The sequence below is a fragment of the Emticicia sp. MM genome (assembly GCF_001649495.1).
In genome coordinates, this window is sequence record NZ_LXHX01000098.1 from 91,797 (window position 1) to 107,079 (window position 15,283).

The 15,283-nt window shown below is 35.7% G+C and carries 15 protein-coding genes; 9 read left to right on the forward strand and 6 right to left on the reverse strand.

The features are described from left to right. Positions 1-24: 24 nt before the first annotated feature. Both A6M55_RS12295 and A6M55_RS12300 read left to right on the forward strand, forming a co-directional pair. Positions 25-2,814 (forward strand): response regulator, encoded by a 2,790-nt coding sequence (locus A6M55_RS12295; RefSeq protein ID WP_064197880.1) that lies wholly within the window; start codon positions 25-27, stop codon positions 2,812-2,814. 612 nt (positions 2,815-3,426) lie between these two features. Then, complete coding sequence (locus tag A6M55_RS12300) at positions 3,427-4,221, forward strand: thymidylate synthase (RefSeq protein WP_064197881.1); 795 nt, start codon at positions 3,427-3,429, stop codon at positions 4,219-4,221. A 96-nt stretch (positions 4,222-4,317) separates the two neighbouring features. Here the strand turns inward: A6M55_RS12300 and A6M55_RS12305 are convergent, their stop codons facing one another. Together A6M55_RS12305 and A6M55_RS12310 are read right to left on the reverse strand one after the other, a co-directional pair. Further along, on the reverse strand, positions 4,318-4,725 hold the full coding sequence (locus A6M55_RS12305) for a hypothetical protein (RefSeq protein ID WP_064197882.1): 408 nt from the start codon (positions 4,723-4,725) through the stop codon (positions 4,318-4,320). A gap of 50 nt (positions 4,726-4,775) precedes the next feature. Then, complete coding sequence (locus A6M55_RS12310; protein WP_064197883.1) at positions 4,776-5,186, reverse strand: hypothetical protein; 411 nt, start codon at positions 5,184-5,186, stop codon at positions 4,776-4,778. Positions 5,187-5,871: 685 nt separating this feature from the next. Between A6M55_RS12310 and A6M55_RS12315 the strand changes: the two genes are divergently transcribed. From A6M55_RS12315 to A6M55_RS12325, 3 genes are read left to right on the forward strand one after another with little or no spacing between them, the layout of a single operon-like run. Further along, positions 5,872-6,501, forward strand: coding sequence for an ATP-binding cassette domain-containing protein (locus A6M55_RS12315; RefSeq protein WP_064197884.1), 630 nt, complete (start codon positions 5,872-5,874; stop codon positions 6,499-6,501). Next, positions 6,498-7,595 carry a hypothetical protein gene (locus A6M55_RS12320; RefSeq protein ID WP_064197885.1) on the forward strand — a complete coding sequence of 366 codons (1,098 nt, stop codon included), beginning with the start codon at positions 6,498-6,500 and terminating at the stop codon, positions 7,593-7,595. Before A6M55_RS12315 ends, A6M55_RS12320 begins: the two co-directional genes overlap by 4 nt. 11 nt (positions 7,596-7,606) lie before the next feature. Then, complete coding sequence (locus A6M55_RS12325; RefSeq protein WP_064197886.1) at positions 7,607-8,998, forward strand: TlpA disulfide reductase family protein; 1,392 nt, start codon at positions 7,607-7,609, stop codon at positions 8,996-8,998. 6 nt (positions 8,999-9,004) lie between these two features. Here the strand turns inward: A6M55_RS12325 and A6M55_RS12330 are convergent, their stop codons facing one another. Beyond that, entirely contained in the window at positions 9,005-9,412 is a 408-nt protein-coding gene (locus tag A6M55_RS12330; RefSeq protein WP_064197887.1) for a putative toxin-antitoxin system toxin component, PIN family, read from the reverse strand. Beyond that, positions 9,412-9,630 carry a hypothetical protein gene (locus A6M55_RS12335; RefSeq protein ID WP_064197888.1) on the reverse strand — a complete coding sequence of 73 codons (219 nt, stop codon included), beginning with the start codon at positions 9,628-9,630 and terminating at the stop codon, positions 9,412-9,414. The genes A6M55_RS12330 and A6M55_RS12335 overlap by 1 nt, the downstream gene beginning before the upstream one ends. A 128-nt stretch (positions 9,631-9,758) precedes the next feature. On the opposite strand from A6M55_RS12335, the gene A6M55_RS12340 reads away from it, so the two are divergent. The 4 genes from A6M55_RS12340 (at position 9,759) to A6M55_RS12355 (ending at position 12,464) form a co-directional block, all read left to right on the forward strand. After that, positions 9,759-10,283 carry a peroxiredoxin gene (locus A6M55_RS12340; RefSeq protein ID WP_064197889.1) on the forward strand — a complete coding sequence of 175 codons (525 nt, stop codon included), beginning with the start codon at positions 9,759-9,761 and terminating at the stop codon, positions 10,281-10,283. A 203-nt stretch (positions 10,284-10,486) separates the two neighbouring features. Next, a complete protein-coding gene (locus tag A6M55_RS12345; protein ID WP_064197890.1) occupies positions 10,487-11,284 on the forward strand; it encodes a PspA/IM30 family protein in 798 nt (265 codons plus the stop codon). A 6-nt stretch (positions 11,285-11,290) separates the two neighbouring features. Then, on the forward strand, positions 11,291-11,848 hold the full coding sequence (locus A6M55_RS12350) for a TerD family protein (protein ID WP_064197891.1): 558 nt from the start codon (positions 11,291-11,293) through the stop codon (positions 11,846-11,848). Between the two features lie 10 nt (positions 11,849-11,858). After that, positions 11,859-12,464 carry a TerD family protein gene (locus tag A6M55_RS12355; protein ID WP_064197892.1) on the forward strand — a complete coding sequence of 202 codons (606 nt, stop codon included), beginning with the start codon at positions 11,859-11,861 and terminating at the stop codon, positions 12,462-12,464. A gap of 47 nt (positions 12,465-12,511) precedes the next feature. On the opposite strand, the gene A6M55_RS12360 is transcribed toward A6M55_RS12355, so the two are convergent. Continuing rightward, entirely contained in the window at positions 12,512-14,218 is a 1,707-nt protein-coding gene (locus A6M55_RS12360; RefSeq protein WP_064197893.1) for a PHP domain-containing protein, read from the reverse strand. Between the two features lie 162 nt (positions 14,219-14,380). Then, a partial coding sequence (locus tag A6M55_RS12365) for a malate dehydrogenase (protein WP_064197894.1) occupies positions 14,381-15,283 on the reverse strand: 903 nt, incomplete at its 5' end.

Genomic DNA, 15,283 nt, shown 5'->3' on the forward strand with positions numbered 1-15,283 from the left:
CGGCACAGAGATACAACCCAAACCATGAGAACTACACAATTAGCCTTTAACGTAATTGTATTTTGCTTGTTTAGTTTTGAAATAAATGCACAAGCAATTTCACTCCAAAATGCCGACAAATTCCCTTTAAACATTACGACTTCAGTCGAGATATTTAAGGATTCAACTGCATCCATACCTTTAGTCGAAATCACTCAAAAGCCATTTTATAAATCAACCAAAGACCATTTCTTATTTCCGTACTCTAATGATGTTTTTTGGGTTCGTTTCAATTTAAAAAACACTGATTCTTCCCAAGAAAACTACACTTTAATTTGGTCAAATCCATTAGTTGAACAGCTTGATTTTTATATTGCGGATAATTCCGAAATGAAGAATTTCTTACACAAACAACAAAAAATAATTACCTCAGAAAGAGATAAAAAATTTATTGACCAAGACCCAAAATTTGTTTTTGATCTAAAACCTAATCAAACAAAAACAATCTATATCAAGCTCACAAGCAAGCGTGGGCACTATGCTGAATTGAGGCTACACACCAAAGACTCATACACAAAGTTTAGAATGGATGATTTTTCGGGGCAGGGCTTTTTGAATGGTTTGATGTTTTTCAGACTTTTTTTGGTATTAGTCCTGAGTTTCTTTGTAGTTAACGATTTATCATTTAGGCTATTCTCTTTATATACCGTTATACGTACTTTCAACTATTGGGGATATATCAATATTGCAGGGCCGCTTTTTACAGATATTCCCGAATTAGCTCAAAAAATAGATTATTTATGCTATAACTCAGGAACTTTGGGAACTGGGATTTTTATTTTAGTGGCATTTCTGGTTCATAAACTTTCTAAAGTCCATATCTATCTCATCAGTTTCTTTTTGGTTATCAATGTTTTTTTTAATGTAATCATATTTGTCGATTATCAATGGTATTGGTTAAAGGCTGGAGTATATACCCTTGTTTACTCGGCGGCATATTATATTTTGTTGAATGTCTATTTTATTATAAAGAAGGTTACATTTGCCAAATATTATAGTATTCTCTTTATTTTTGGCCTACTTAGCACGTTTTTACTCAATGTCAGATTACTCGGCTGGATAGAAATGCAACCTATTTATACGCTTTCATATTATTTCTTTTTTGCTGAATTTTTCTTTTTTATCTTTTTCTTAGGTCGAATTTTTAGAAATACTGAGTTAATCAAAATTCTGACAGAGCAGCAATTAAAATTCAACATCGAACAAAATAGGAAGTTAAAAGAACTGGACAACCTCAAGACTACTTTCTTTACTAATATTTCACACGAACTCCGTACACCACTTACACTTATAACAGGACCATTCCAACAATTGGCCGATAAATACCCAACCGACAAACTGATTCCGCTGATTCAACGAAATACAGATAGGCTTCTGAAACTAATCAATCAGTTACTTGATATTAGCAAACTCGAAGCAGGGCAAATGAAGCCAGAAATAAGTCAGCAAAATATCACGCAATATTTACGCACACTCACAAGTTCGTTTGCTTCTTTGGCTGAAAGTCGAGAAATAAATTTTGAAAGACATATTAGTAAAACTGAAACTTACGGTTTCATCGACAGAGATAAAATTGAAAAAATAGTAACAAATCTTCTTTCAAATGCTTTTAAATTCACACCTAAAAATGGTCTGGTAAGGATTTCGACAAAATTTGATGAGTTACAGAAAACAATGTCGATTGAGGTAAACGATACAGGCATTGGTATCGAATCTGAGAAATTAAATAAAATATTTGACCGTTTCTTTCAAGTTGACGATACACAAAATCGGAAATATGAAGGAACAGGTATTGGGCTGGCTTTGGTGAAAGAACTAGTGGCGGTTCTTAAAGGCAAAATATCAGTGAATAGTCAAAAAGATGTTGGAACAACTTTTACAGTTAGTTTACCGATTGACATGAATACTTGGAAAGGTTTTATTATTGAAACAAGCGAAACAACGGTAAGAGAGCCAGATTTTGAATCAAAACCCTCAGAAAAAGTAACCACCGAACAAGACGTCTTACTCGACAATGAGAACATTCTTTTGATTGTTGATGACAACGAAGACATAAGAAAATATTTGCGTAGTATTTTTGAGAAAGAATACAAAATCATTGAGGCCGTCAACGGAAAAGACGGTATCGAGAAAGCAACGGCACAAGTACCAGATATTATCATCAGCGATTTGATGATGCCCGAGATGGATGGTTTTGAGTTTTGTAAGTTTCTGAAAGCTGATGAAAAAACAAGCCATATTCCAATTGTAATGCTCACGGCGAAGGCTAATATCGAGAGTCGAATTGAAGGCTTTGAACTTGGTGCTGATGATTATCTGACAAAGCCATTCAATAGCCAAGAAATGCAGGCACGAGTGAAAAATCTACTCGTGATTCGTGAAAAGTTAAACAAATATTATCAGAAAAATAATAATCAAAAACCCTTAGATGTAAAAGTCAATGTCATTGATGAACATTTTATTAAAAAAGTAACAGGGGTTCTTGATACTCATTTGTCTGACTCTCAGTTTAGTATCGAACAATTGGCCGGAGAGTTATCGCTCAGTCCGACTCAACTTCGTCGCAAAATCAAGGCACTGAGTAATCAAACAATTGTAGAGTTTATCAGAAACTACCGCTTAGAAAAAGCAGCCCAGTTACTCAGACAAAATGCGGGAAATGTATCCGAGATTGCTTTCAATGTTGGATTCGATAGCCTCAGTTATTTCGGAAAAGTTTTTCAAGAAATTTATGGTGTATTACCTTCTGAGTACAAAGAAAAAGTTCAAAAATAAGGTGTTTTAATTTTCACCGATGGTTTTGTTTTACAATTTTCTTAATTCTCAAGCTTTATCGCATGTATAGAAATCCCTTTTATTTCTATAACAATGCTACTATTGCGATGTGACATCTGCCCGCCAAATCTACTCTTGATTATGGCTGGACTGAGCTTAGGTAAATTATTTGCTTTCCAGAAGTTCTTTAGTTATAATTTCTCGACTCCAAAACAAAAGAAAGGCATCTCATTTATAAATGATTTTTAGAGTACTTATAATTTATTATCATATCAAATCTCGAGATTTCCTACATTACTCTCACTCATTGTAAGCTAAACCCCAATAGAGCTAAACAATTTGATGAGTCTTGAAAATTCAATGTCGAGCAAACTACCCCAAAAGAGGACATTTTACTGAAAAACTTGCAAAAAAATATCCAAAAGTTAAATCGAAAATGTAGGATCAAATCTTTTTATGTTTATATACAAAGGGGGCTTTTGGTAGATTTTTTTGTAAAGAAACCTAAAACTAACCCTCATTTCTCAAAGATTTGAAGGGTTTTCTTTTTTACATGGAAAAAGCATCTTTATCTATTATATTTGCCAAAAAAACTCCAAGATTTTATCCCAAATGAAGCAATATCACGATTTACTAAAGCATATTCTCGAAAACGGCACAAAAAAAACTGACCGTACTGGCACTGGCACAATAAGTGTTTTTGGTTATCAAATGCGTTTCAATCTACAAGAAGGTTTTCCCCTCGTGACTACCAAAAAAGTACATACAAAATCTATCATTCATGAGCTACTTTGGTTTATTAAAGGCGAAACAAATACCGCTTATTTAAAAGAAAATGGTGTTTCGATTTGGGACGAATGGGCTGACGAAAACGGAGATTTAGGTCCAGTTTATGGCAAACAATGGCGTAGTTGGGAAGCTCCAAACGGACAAGTGATTGACCAATTGAAAGATGTGCTTAATCAATTAAAAAAATCACCTGATTCTCGCCGAATCATTGTTTCAGCTTGGAATGTTGGTGAATTATCGAAAATGGCATTGATGCCTTGCCATGCTTTTTTTCAGTTCTATGTGGCTGATAATAAGCTTTCGTGCCAACTATACCAACGAAGTGCCGATGTATTTTTGGGTGTTCCGTTTAATATTGCTTCGTATGCACTTTTCACGATGATGGTTGCTCAAGAATGCGGACTCGAAGCCCACGAATTTATCTGGACGGGTGGCGATACGCATATTTATTCAAACCATTTGGAGCAAGTAGAAAAACAACTTTCTCGTGAACCAAGAAAATTACCTAAAATGACTTTAAATCCAGACGTAAAAAGCATTTTTGATTTCAGATTTGAAGATTTTACACTTTCAGAATATGATCCATATCCAGGTATAAAAGCACCAGTTGCTGTATAAAAACAATAGCCGTTGCAAATGCAACGGCTATTGTTTTTATACAAAGGTTTTTAGTGTTGACGAAGTTTGTCTGGGTTTTGCTGACAACACTCCATATTATTTACGGTCGTCACCTGCCAAAGCAATTCCACGTAAAGATTGTGTAGTGATTACAAAATCTTTTTTCAATTTTTCAGTTCCTAATTCTACAACGAATGTATATTCGCCATCAACTAAATTAGACAAATCAAAAGCTTTTACGTATTGAACATCATTTGATGGATAATCGTAGAAAAACAGATTGTTTTCTTTATCAACCAAAGAGATTTTAGTTTTTTGTTTTGAAGGGTTTTCAAAAGCGAGTTTGAAACGTAAGTTTCCTAAATCTTGAACGCTCAAAGCATTTTTTTCTGTAGAGGCAACTTTACCCGCTGCTTTTGTTTGAGCCATTCCTTCTGTTGTAGCAGTTGCTAATGTAAATACTAGTGCTAATGCTTTGATGATATTTTTAGTGTTCTTGTTCATTTTCTTAATTGTTTAAATGTTGATCTGTTATTTTAAAAGTGTAAGTCAAATTAATTACTCGCCAAAGAAACGCCTCTGAGAGTTTTAGTAGTGATAGCAAAATCTTTTTTCAATTTTTCTTTACCTGTTTCTACTACGAAACTATATTCACCGTCAGTCAAGTTAGAAAGGTTAAAAGCTCTAACATATTGAGTATTACCGAATGTGTACTCATCGAATAACACATTGCTTTCTTTATCAAGTAAATATATTTTCGTCTTTTGTCGCAAAGGGTTTTCAAAAGCTAACTTAAAGCGAAGACTTCCCATGTCTTGAACGCTCAGATTTGTAACCGTAGCTGTTGATGTCGTTTTTCCTGAAGCAGGCGTTCCTGAAGCAGCTTTCGCTTGTGCCATTCCTTGAGTGGCAGTTGCCGAAACTATTGTCGCAGCAAGTCCTAATACTAATGCTAATTTCTTCATAATTTTCTTTGTTTTCGTTTCGATTGGAGTAATATTTTAAAAAGTTAAAACTAAAAAAAGTCATATCAATTATTTGTCTCCGTCGAAAACCTTTGTGTTGCAAATGTATGTAAGTAATTGAACACAAGTCAATTAAGAAATCATTAAATTCTGAAAGTTGTTTTAAAATTATAGCAGAATATTAGAATATTACAACGTTTTTCGGAATACTTCAAGAGAAAATTTGAATAATCCTATTAAATTAATAGACTAAATAGCAGTCAAAATATCACTTTTCTGGGTCAGTTTGCAATACTTCCTTATAATAGTACAAAAACCGATTTTTTAACCGTTTTTTAGCATTTTTGCCAAATATTCTTTTTCAAAGAATGTATAGAATTTTATTTTTAAAATATTTTAATAATTAATTCTGATTCTCTGTCAATTTTTGTAGTTTTTTTTAACCACTGAGTTATTAGAACGGTCCGCCGTAGCGGTTCTTTCACGGAGTTTCACTGAGGAAAAAGCACCAAAAACTTTGTAAAACTCCGTGAAAAACTCTTTTAAACTCCGTGGTTAATTTGATATTCACAAAAAATTTAAAATAATCGTAACTCTTTAGTTAAATCGGGTACCTACCGTTGATGTAAATATTTTCGCAGAAATTCAAAAAAAATCGTAAATCGTCATTCAAAAAATCGTTAAGATGTTAAAAGTCAAAAACTTTTCAAAAAGCTACAATAACCACATAATCGTTGCGGTTGAAAATTTAGAGATTCCCGAAGGAATTCATTGGTTCAAGGGAATCAATGGTTCGGGCAAATCAACTTTCTTTCGTTCAGTAGCAGGAATTATTCCTTTTGATGGTAATATTTCTTGGAATAATCTCGATATCAGAAAAGACGCAGTTCCCTACCGAATGCAAGTAAACATGAGTGAAGCCGACCCACTCTATCCTGATTATTTATCGGCTTATGATTTGTTAAGTTTCATTGCCGAAGCTAAAAAAGCCGAAACCTCACAATTAAAAAATTTAGCCGAAACTCTGGGTGTAGATGTCTATTGGAAATCGGCTATCGGCACTTATTCGAGTGGAATGCTCAAAAAAGTATCATTATTGAGTGCATTTCTCGGAAAACCCAGCTTAATCATGCTCGACGAACCACTCATTACGATTGACGACCGCTCGGTGCAAATTGTCTATGAACTTGTAAAAGAATATGCCGAAAAACAAGGTGTGAGTTTTCTACTTTCTTCACATCAAGACTTCCGATTCGAGAAATTGGCCATTAAAAATATGTATTTGGTTCAAAATCAAACCATTACGCAATTATGAAAACATTCTCTCGCATACTCAGCCTGACTATTACGAAAGAATATTATCGTCAAAATGCGGTATTCATATTTGCCGTAATGATGTTTTCTTTTGGCTTCATGCGGGCCGAAGAGCATAAAACCATCATTAAAAGTGCATTAAATCTGCCTTCACTTCTGGGTTTAATATTTATTGCTTGGGCATTGCACGCTCTAAAAGTAATATTATTCTCGCTCCGAATGTTTGAATCGAAAAACAATGAGTTTCTATATCATATCCGTCTATTTTCGCCACTAAAACGCTATTTAGCACTGGGTTTAATGCAACTTTCTTTGCTTCAACTCACCGTACTCTATTCACTTTGGATGATAAAAATTGGTATCGAACAAAGTAAATTTTTAGAAACATCGGCTATTATTGGTTTCAATATCCTGTTAGTTATAGTAGGAATCATCGTTTATGAATATCGCATCAAGCACCCAAATGTTGTTCGAGCTTCATCAAAACCTATTCAAAATCTTCTTAGTCGCTTCAAAACTCCATCGTATATTTTTTTCATAAGATATTTATTTGCCAAACAACCTGTATTACTCCTATTGAGTAAACTTTTTTCTTGCTTTATGCTTATTGGCGTTTGCAGCCTCTACCCTACCGATGCATACGACGAACGCCTTTTGGCTCTCGGCGGACTTTTTGCAGCAGCTGGTCACACCGTTTTTTGTCAGCAGTTTTTCTATTATGAAAATCAATTTTTATCCTTTAGCCGTAATCTTCCTATAAACTTACATCAGCGAATTTTGGGTTACTTACGAACCTACTCTTTGCTGCTCATTCCTGAATTGATAGTTTTACTCCGTAACCTACCCGAAGGTGTAAATTATTTCTTTGCTCTGCAACTCACTATTTTTATTCTTTCGATGATATTTCTTAATCATCATACACAGTATATCAATAATGTATCAAACGATGCCTACTTACAGCGGTTGTTTTTTGCAGGAATTCTGTTTTTACTATTGATAATGTTCAAAATTCCAGTAATTTTGATGGCATCAGTCAATTTTTCGCTGGCTATTTTCGTTTTCCACAAGAACTATTACGAAAGCCAGTCTTCATAAATCAAATAACTATGATTCGCTTCTTATTCCTGTTTGCGTTTTTATCAAATATTTGTTCAGCTCAAGGTGTATTCAAACTCTCAGGTGAAGTACAAAATCCCACCGAAAGAAAAGTTTTGATTACGCTTTACCGAGACTGGGTGGGTGAAGAAGAAGAATACGAAATCAAACTCAATGATAAAAATCAGTTTAGTTTCAGCACGAGTCTCAACCACGTAGCATACATTGATTTTTATTACGCTGACCAAGGTTTTCATTATTGGATCATCGAACCAGACGACGATATTTCAATGAAATTTACTCCTAAAAACTTTTGGCCTTCGTTAAAATTTACAGGAATGGGGTCGGACAAACTCAATTACTACGTAAAACAACGAGAAAAGTTTGAAGAAAAACGAGATTTTGAAAAAGAAGCTGATGCCCTCAGCAAAGCTCCACAAGAACAATATTTTGATTTTCTGGACAACGAACAACAAGCACAAATAGAGTTTTTGGAGAAAACACCTTTTCTTTCTGAAAACTTCATCCAATCTCGTAAGGCCGATATTATTGGCACACTACAAAACTACAAAGTCAATTTTTTGTCGGGAAGCAAGTACGGCTCTTGGACAGAAGAAAAAGTAAAAAGTTCACTAAAAATCGAAGAACTCCCCGACTCTGTTCAGGCTCATTCGCTCGAATATGGCAATATGTTTCAGAACCTCATGGACTTGTTTGTAGCAAAATCGGCCGTCAGAAAACGTAAAGATTTGACCGAACTCGAAGAGATTAACCTCATCAAATCATCGTATTCTCGTGCCTATTTTTCTTTTCAATTGATAGAAAGAGTCACGGCCTTCAAGCTCAAAAATATGATTGAAGCCGAAAACATCACGCCAAAAATACAAGCAATGGTCGATGATTTTCTGGCAACTGCCACCAGTCGAGACTATAAAAATTATCTTTCTAAAAAGGTAAGTTTCTCTAAAACTCTTGCTAAAGGCTCACCCGCCAAACCATTCAAGCTAAAAGATATTGATGGTAAAGAAGTTTCGCTCAAAGATTTCCTTGGTAAGACGGTCTATCTTGATTTTTGGGCAAGTTGGTGTGGCCCGTGTATTTATGACATGAAATTTATGGAAACTGTGAAAGCAAAGTTTCAAGATGAAGTAGTTTTTATTCAGATTTCGCTCGATAACGAAACTGAATGGCGTGAAGCGATAAAAATGTATGATGTAAAAGGCATCAACCTGAGAGCTGACGAAAATAGCACGATTACTAAAAACTACGGCGTAACGGGGATTCCCGCCTACTATTTGATTGATAAAAAAGGAAATTTTGCGGTCTCACAAGTAAGCGACCCCAGCAACGATGAAGGACAAGAATTAATCAGACAAATTGAAGAGGTATTGCAAAGAAAATAACTCAACCTACTTACTAAGAATCTGCTTAAATTCATTCAATTTTACCACGTTTAATGGAGGAAAATCTACTTTCTTGAAAATGTCAAAATGTTTATCGTTTGAAACTAAATAATGAGCATTAGTAGAAATAGCAAGGTCAGAAAATTTATTATCATCAGGGTCATTGATAATCAGCCCTAAACGGAAATATGGAACGGCTAATTCAGTATTTGGCGAGGTAAGTAAAACTTTCAGGACTACATCAGCGGTTTCTGGGCTATAAAATTCGCTTAGTTTCTCTTCATACTCTTGCAAAATTTCAGTACTAACAACCCAAGTAAACTCCTTATTTCTGAACGCCAAATAAAGCCAAAAATAGTCACCATTGGCAGGAATTGATGCAATCAAGCAATTTGTATCAATTACTACCCGCATTATTTTGTACGTTGGCTATTACCTAAAACATTTTCAATGTCTTCTTTGGTGTATCCTTTCAAATTAATGGCACGCTGTACTTCTTTTTGAAGCAAATTATCATAATATTTCAAAAGTATTTCATTGATTTCAGCTTGCTCAGTTTCAGACATCTTCCTGCTAAACAACTTCAATAAATTCAATTGAACATCATTTAAACTTTGGGCAGAAACACTCATAATATATTGGTTTAATAAATCAAATATAGAGCAATATTTACATTTCTCAAATAATGCGTTGCATAAAGTAGCTTTTTATAGCACATTATACTATTTTCACGTATATAAAATTTAAAGCAAAAGCAGAAATGCAATACCTTATTATACTTATATTTACCTTACTACCCTTCCAAACCTTCGCCCAAGAAGGAAACCCTTACGAAGCCTATAAAGCAAAATGGATTGGTAAACCTGCCCCCGATTTTAAATATAAAGATATTAACGGGAAAGAATTTTTCTTATCTGACCTCAAAGGAAAAGTAGTTTTAATGAATTGCTGGTTCATTAACTGCTCTGGTTGCAGAATCGAATACCCAGGCTTACAAAACCTAAAAAACAGACTTGAAAAACAACGAAAAGCTGACCAAATTGTACTACTCTCGTTGGCTCTTGATTCTAAAGAGCAATTACAAGAATATCTAAAGAAAATGCCTCTCAATTTCTTTCACATGGCCGATGCTGGCGAAATCACACAAAGTACTTTTGGTGCTTTAGGCTTCCCGACAAACCTTATTATCGACCAAAATGGTATTATTCGACACATCAAACTCGGTGGTTCTCCGCAATCGGCTGATGATATTGAATATGAGATGTTGCAGTTATTGAAGAAATAGAACTTTAAGATAACATACTCTTTTTTTCAACTACCCTTATCTTTGCTGACTGTGTTCCTACAAACTTGATTTTTGTAAAATCTAAAAAAAGTTCCTCACTATCGTTTCCTTGGGTCATCCTTATTTTTACCCAATCATCAACTTCTCACTTGGCTGGTCATTCAAAACTCTCATACATTTGATGCAACAAAACGCAACAAATTATGTGGACATCTATCCTCAAAAGAATCTTAAATATTAGTAAAGCTCAAGCCCACTCGGCTCTCGATACTATCGAAGACCCCGTGCAAATGATGCAATTAGCAGTAGTTGAATTAGAAGCCTCAATCGTCAAATTATCGAAAGCAGTGGCCGTAGCAATGGCCAATCAGAAAAAGTTACAAAAAGACCATGAACAATTTAAACTCGAAGCTATTTCGTGGTATCAGCGAGCAGCCTTGGCTATGCAAAACGGTAATGAAGATTTAGCAAAAAAGGCATTGACTCAAAAAACGCTTGCCGAGAAAAAGGAAGTTGAATATGATCTTTTAGCCCAAAATTCACAAAAAATGGTTGAGCAACTCAACGTTCAGTTAGATGAATTTAAGCTAAAGCTTGAAGAAACTACTACCAAGCAAAAGATTTATGCCGCACGAGCCGAAACCGCCAAAGCACAAAAACAAATTGCAGAATCGCTCGGTGGACTTAATGCAAGTGCATTGGCTAATCTCGAAAAGTATGAAGATAAAATCAACCAATTAGCTGCCGAAGCGGAGAGTATTTCGGCCATGAATTCGGCAAAAAACAATCTGAATCAAGAGTTCCGAGAAATCGAAACAGAACTGAATGTTCAGTCAGATTTTGAGCAGTTAAAGGCACAACTGGAGCAAAAATCTATGGTCGAAAAACCACTCAATTTAGAGGCTATTGAGGTAAAAATTAAAGAAATGCAGTCGAAAGCACCGCAAATCGAGCAAAAACAAGACTTAAATAAATTATTAAACGAATTTTTCAAACAGTAAAAAGCTATGTCTATTAACTTAAAAAAGGGAGGTTCAATTAACCTCAGCAAAGAAATGACCAAACTCAACAAAGTAATGATTGGGTTAGGTTGGGAAAAAACTAATATGAATATCGACCTCGACGCTTCGGTTTTCATTTTGGGCAGTAATCAAAAACTGATTGCCGATGATTATTTTGTGTTTTATAATAATCTAAAATCTCCCGATGGAGCAATTCAGCACACGGGCGATAATCGCACTGGTGCAGCCGAAGACGACGATGAAATAATCTTGGCAAACCTTGAAACGATTTCACCAAATGCCCAAGAGTTAGCAATTTGTGTTTCGATTCATGATGCCGTCAACCGTGGTCATAATTTTGGTTTACTCAAAGACGCTTACATTCGCATCGTTGATGTTGATTCTAAAAAGGAAATCACCAAATATGATTTAGATATTTCACATGCTTTTGATAACGCCGTTGTCTTTGCACAAGTCAGAAGGTCGGGTAATGAATGGCATTTTTCGGCCAACTCACAAGGCTCGATTGCTGAACTACAAGGTTTGGTTGATATGTACGCTTAATATTCACACAATGATAAATCTGACAAAAAACGCAAGAATATCGCTCGAAAAAAACGGAATCGAGCTAAAAGAAATAACCGTTGGCCTCGACTGGGGAAGTATCAAACAAAAAAGTTTCTTTGGTTTACTGAATACTCAAGAAGCAGTTGATTTAGATGGAAGCGTGACGCTTTTCGATAAATTTATGAATGAAATCGAAACGGTTTATTACGGAAATCTACAATCAAAAGATGGTACAATTAGACACAGTGGTGATGACCGAATTGGCGATACTTCAGCCGATAATAAAGATAATGAAGTGATTAGTATTAATCTTGAGCGAATTTCAAATGATGTAGATAGTATCTATTTTTACCTGAATTCATACAAACAGCAAGATTTTGCTACAATTCCGTACGCAAAAATCAGAATCATTGAGGGAAAACATCACAATCCAAAACACGTTTTTGCTTCATTCAATTTATCGACGGATGATTCTTATCAAGGCTATGTTTCGATGCTGATGGCGAAACTCAAACGTGTAGGCTCACGTTGGGAATTTACGGCACTGGGAGAACCTGTGTCTGCCAAAGACATTGCCGAAACCATCAGATTGATAAAGCACAGTTATGCCTAAAGTTGTATAGAATAGTAGAGACGTAGCAGTGCTACGTCTCTACTATTCTATTTTTTTCTTCTTCCCAAATACTCCTCCATCTCAACCAAACTAAGAGCATTAAAAGTCATATTTTTTGTTAAACCACCTTTTCGAGCAGCCGCCACACCATAGTGCATATCGTGATAGCCTTGCATTTCGTGAGCATCGGGATTGATACTTAGCATGACGTTTCGGTCGAGGGCATATTCAATCCAACGCCAATCAAGGTCAAGCCTGTATGGGCTGGCATTGATTTCTATTACTACTCCATTGGCAGCACAACAATCAATAACTTCCTTATAATCAATCGGGTATCCTTGACGAGAGAGTAATAAACGCCCAGTTGGATGCCCCAAAATTGTAGTATATGGATTTTCGATGGCACGTACTAAACGCTCGGTTGCACGTGCTTGATTCATGGTAAGATTTGAGTGAACCGATGCTACGATATAATCAAAACTCGCCAAAACTTCATCAGGATAGTCAAGCGAGCCATCACCCAAAATATCTGATTCGATTCCTTTCAAAATCCTGAATGGGCGGTCAACCGATAACTTTTTGTTCAACTGCTCAATCTCGGCGTGTTGTTGTTGCACTTTCGTAATCAACAAACCACTGGCATAGGTGGCAGACTGCGAGTGGTCGGCAATACCCAAATATTCAAAACCTAATTCCTTGCAATATGTGGCCATTTGTTCAAGCGAATGTTGACCATCTGAGTAAGTAGAGTGATTGTGCAGAATACCTTTTAGACTATCCCACGTTACTAAATCTTCGTTCTTATTTTTCTTTATCCAATCAAATTCGTTTACGCCCTCACGCATTTCTGGAATAATATATGGTACTCCGAATTTTTCATAAATAGCTTCTTCGGCAGCTGCTTGCGTTTGGACTTCGTCCAAAGAAGTTGACAAACCAATACTCAGCAGAGAAACTCCACTTTCATTGCGGTGCTTCAAATGATTTTCGTTGGCGGTATAAACAAATTGTTTATTAAGTAATTCATTTTCAGCAACATAACGAACCTCAATGCTAATCTTATTCTCCAAAAACTTCCCACGCCATACAAATGGTGAAGAAGTTTTCTCATCTTTTATAAAACCTTCGGCCGTAAAATCTGGTAGCGAATCGGTGTAAGCAGCTAAGAAAGTTAGAGTGTCAACTGTTTCTGATTTTCGGCGAATTTGCCCCGAAATTTCAACTTTAGTGAAGTTTTTCTTGAGTTCTTCCAATATAATTTCAGCCAAAATTGCGGCCTTATCCATTCGTAATTTTCCTGCTTGGCTCTGAATAAACTTCAACGATTCAAGAATAGATTCTTGTGTTTTTCCTCCAAAACCTTTTACTTTCGATATACTTCCGTTTTCACAAGCAATCTGCAATTCGTTGAGGTTATCAATGCCCAATTCATTCCACAAAACTTTGATTTTCTTCGCTCCCAGCCCTTTAATCTTAAACATTTCGATAACACCTTCAGGAGTTTTAGCCAATAATTCCTGTAAATCTCTGAGCTGACCTGTACTAACCATCTCCAAGATTTTACCCGCCATCATTTTGCCTACTCCTTGAATCTGTGTCAGTTGCGAGAAATCAAGTTGCGATAATTCGCCCACGTATTTGTCCAAATTATAGGCGGCATTGGTATATGTTTTTATTCTAAACTCGTCTTCATTGTGGAGTTCGAGTAGTTTTGCGGTGAGTTCGATAGTATCAACAATATCGGAGTTAGACATCATAGTTTTTTCTTAATTTTTGTGCAAATTACAGCAAATTTGGGTCAAATAAAATTCAAGTTCACAAAAATCCCACTTCCTTTTTTGAAGAAATATCACTATAAATAAAAAACTCGTAGAAGCCAAGCCTCTACGAGTTTTCGTTAAATAATAAATTGAATATTACAATGTAGCCAGTACATTATTCATATTTCTAACTGCATCAGCCGATTTTGCAAAAGCAGCTTGTTCTTCTTGGTTTAAGCGAATGTTGATGATTTTCTCCCAACCGTTACGACCAATCACTACTGGTACTCCCATACAAATATCTTTTTGGCCGTATTCGCCATTCAAATAAACGCTTGAAGGAATTACTTTTTTCTCGTCACGAACGATAGCTTCTACAACCGCACAAGATGCGATACCTGGAGCATACCAAGCCGAAGTACCCAACAAACCTGTGAGCGTAGCACCACCAACCATTGTATCAGCAGCAACTTTCTCAAGAACTTCTTTAGATAAGAAACGGCTTACAGGAATACTGTTTACAGTAGCCAAACGAGTCAACGGAATCATTGTAGTATCGCCGTGTCCACCGATTACTTGTCCGTGAATATCGCTTTGAGCAAAACCAGTTGCTTGTGATAAGAAATAACGGAAACGAGATGAGTCTAAAGAACCACCCATACCGATGATACGTTTTTTGTTTACACCCATTTCTTGAGCTACTTGATAGGCCAAGTAAGTCATAGTATCCATTGGGTTAGAAACAATCAACAAAATAGCTTTTGGTGAGTGAGTTAAGATTTTTGTAACTACATCTCTCACGATGCCTGCATTAATACCGATTAACTCTTCACGAGTCATACCTGGCTTACGTGGTAAACCTGAAGTAATAACAACTACATCAGATTTTGCAGTTTTTGTATAATCATTTGTCGAACCGATGATAGTTGTATCAAAGCCTTCTAATGAAGCCGTTTGCATCAAGTCCATTGCTTTTCCTTCAGCAACACCTTGCTTAATATCGAGCAATACAACTTCATCTACGATTTGCTTACGAGCAATGTTGTCGGCAGTGGTTGC

Excerpts from the sequence above, each read along its gene's own strand:
- A6M55_RS12295 (WP_064197880.1), top strand. The coding sequence starts at position 25 with ATGAGAACTACACAATTAGCCTTTAACGTAATTGTATTTTGCTTGTTT.
- A6M55_RS12300 (WP_064197881.1), top strand. The coding sequence starts at position 3,427 with ATGAAGCAATATCACGATTTACTAAAGCATATTCTCGAAAACGGCACA.
- A6M55_RS12305 (WP_064197882.1), bottom strand. The coding sequence starts at position 4,725 with ATGAACAAGAACACTAAAAATATCATCAAAGCATTAGCACTAGTATTT.
- A6M55_RS12310 (WP_064197883.1), bottom strand. The coding sequence starts at position 5,186 with ATGAAGAAATTAGCATTAGTATTAGGACTTGCTGCGACAATAGTTTCG.
- A6M55_RS12315 (WP_064197884.1), top strand. The coding sequence starts at position 5,872 with ATGTTAAAAGTCAAAAACTTTTCAAAAAGCTACAATAACCACATAATC.
- A6M55_RS12320 (WP_064197885.1), top strand. The coding sequence starts at position 6,498 with ATGAAAACATTCTCTCGCATACTCAGCCTGACTATTACGAAAGAATAT.
- A6M55_RS12325 (WP_064197886.1), top strand. The coding sequence starts at position 7,607 with ATGATTCGCTTCTTATTCCTGTTTGCGTTTTTATCAAATATTTGTTCA.
- A6M55_RS12330 (WP_064197887.1), bottom strand. The coding sequence starts at position 9,412 with ATGCGGGTAGTAATTGATACAAATTGCTTGATTGCATCAATTCCTGCC.
- A6M55_RS12335 (WP_064197888.1), bottom strand. The coding sequence starts at position 9,630 with ATGAGTGTTTCTGCCCAAAGTTTAAATGATGTTCAATTGAATTTATTG.
- A6M55_RS12340 (WP_064197889.1), top strand. The coding sequence starts at position 9,759 with ATGCAATACCTTATTATACTTATATTTACCTTACTACCCTTCCAAACC.
- A6M55_RS12345 (WP_064197890.1), top strand. The coding sequence starts at position 10,487 with ATGTGGACATCTATCCTCAAAAGAATCTTAAATATTAGTAAAGCTCAA.
- A6M55_RS12350 (WP_064197891.1), top strand. The coding sequence starts at position 11,291 with ATGTCTATTAACTTAAAAAAGGGAGGTTCAATTAACCTCAGCAAAGAA.
- A6M55_RS12355 (WP_064197892.1), top strand. The coding sequence starts at position 11,859 with ATGATAAATCTGACAAAAAACGCAAGAATATCGCTCGAAAAAAACGGA.
- A6M55_RS12360 (WP_064197893.1), bottom strand. The coding sequence starts at position 14,218 with ATGTCTAACTCCGATATTGTTGATACTATCGAACTCACCGCAAAACTA.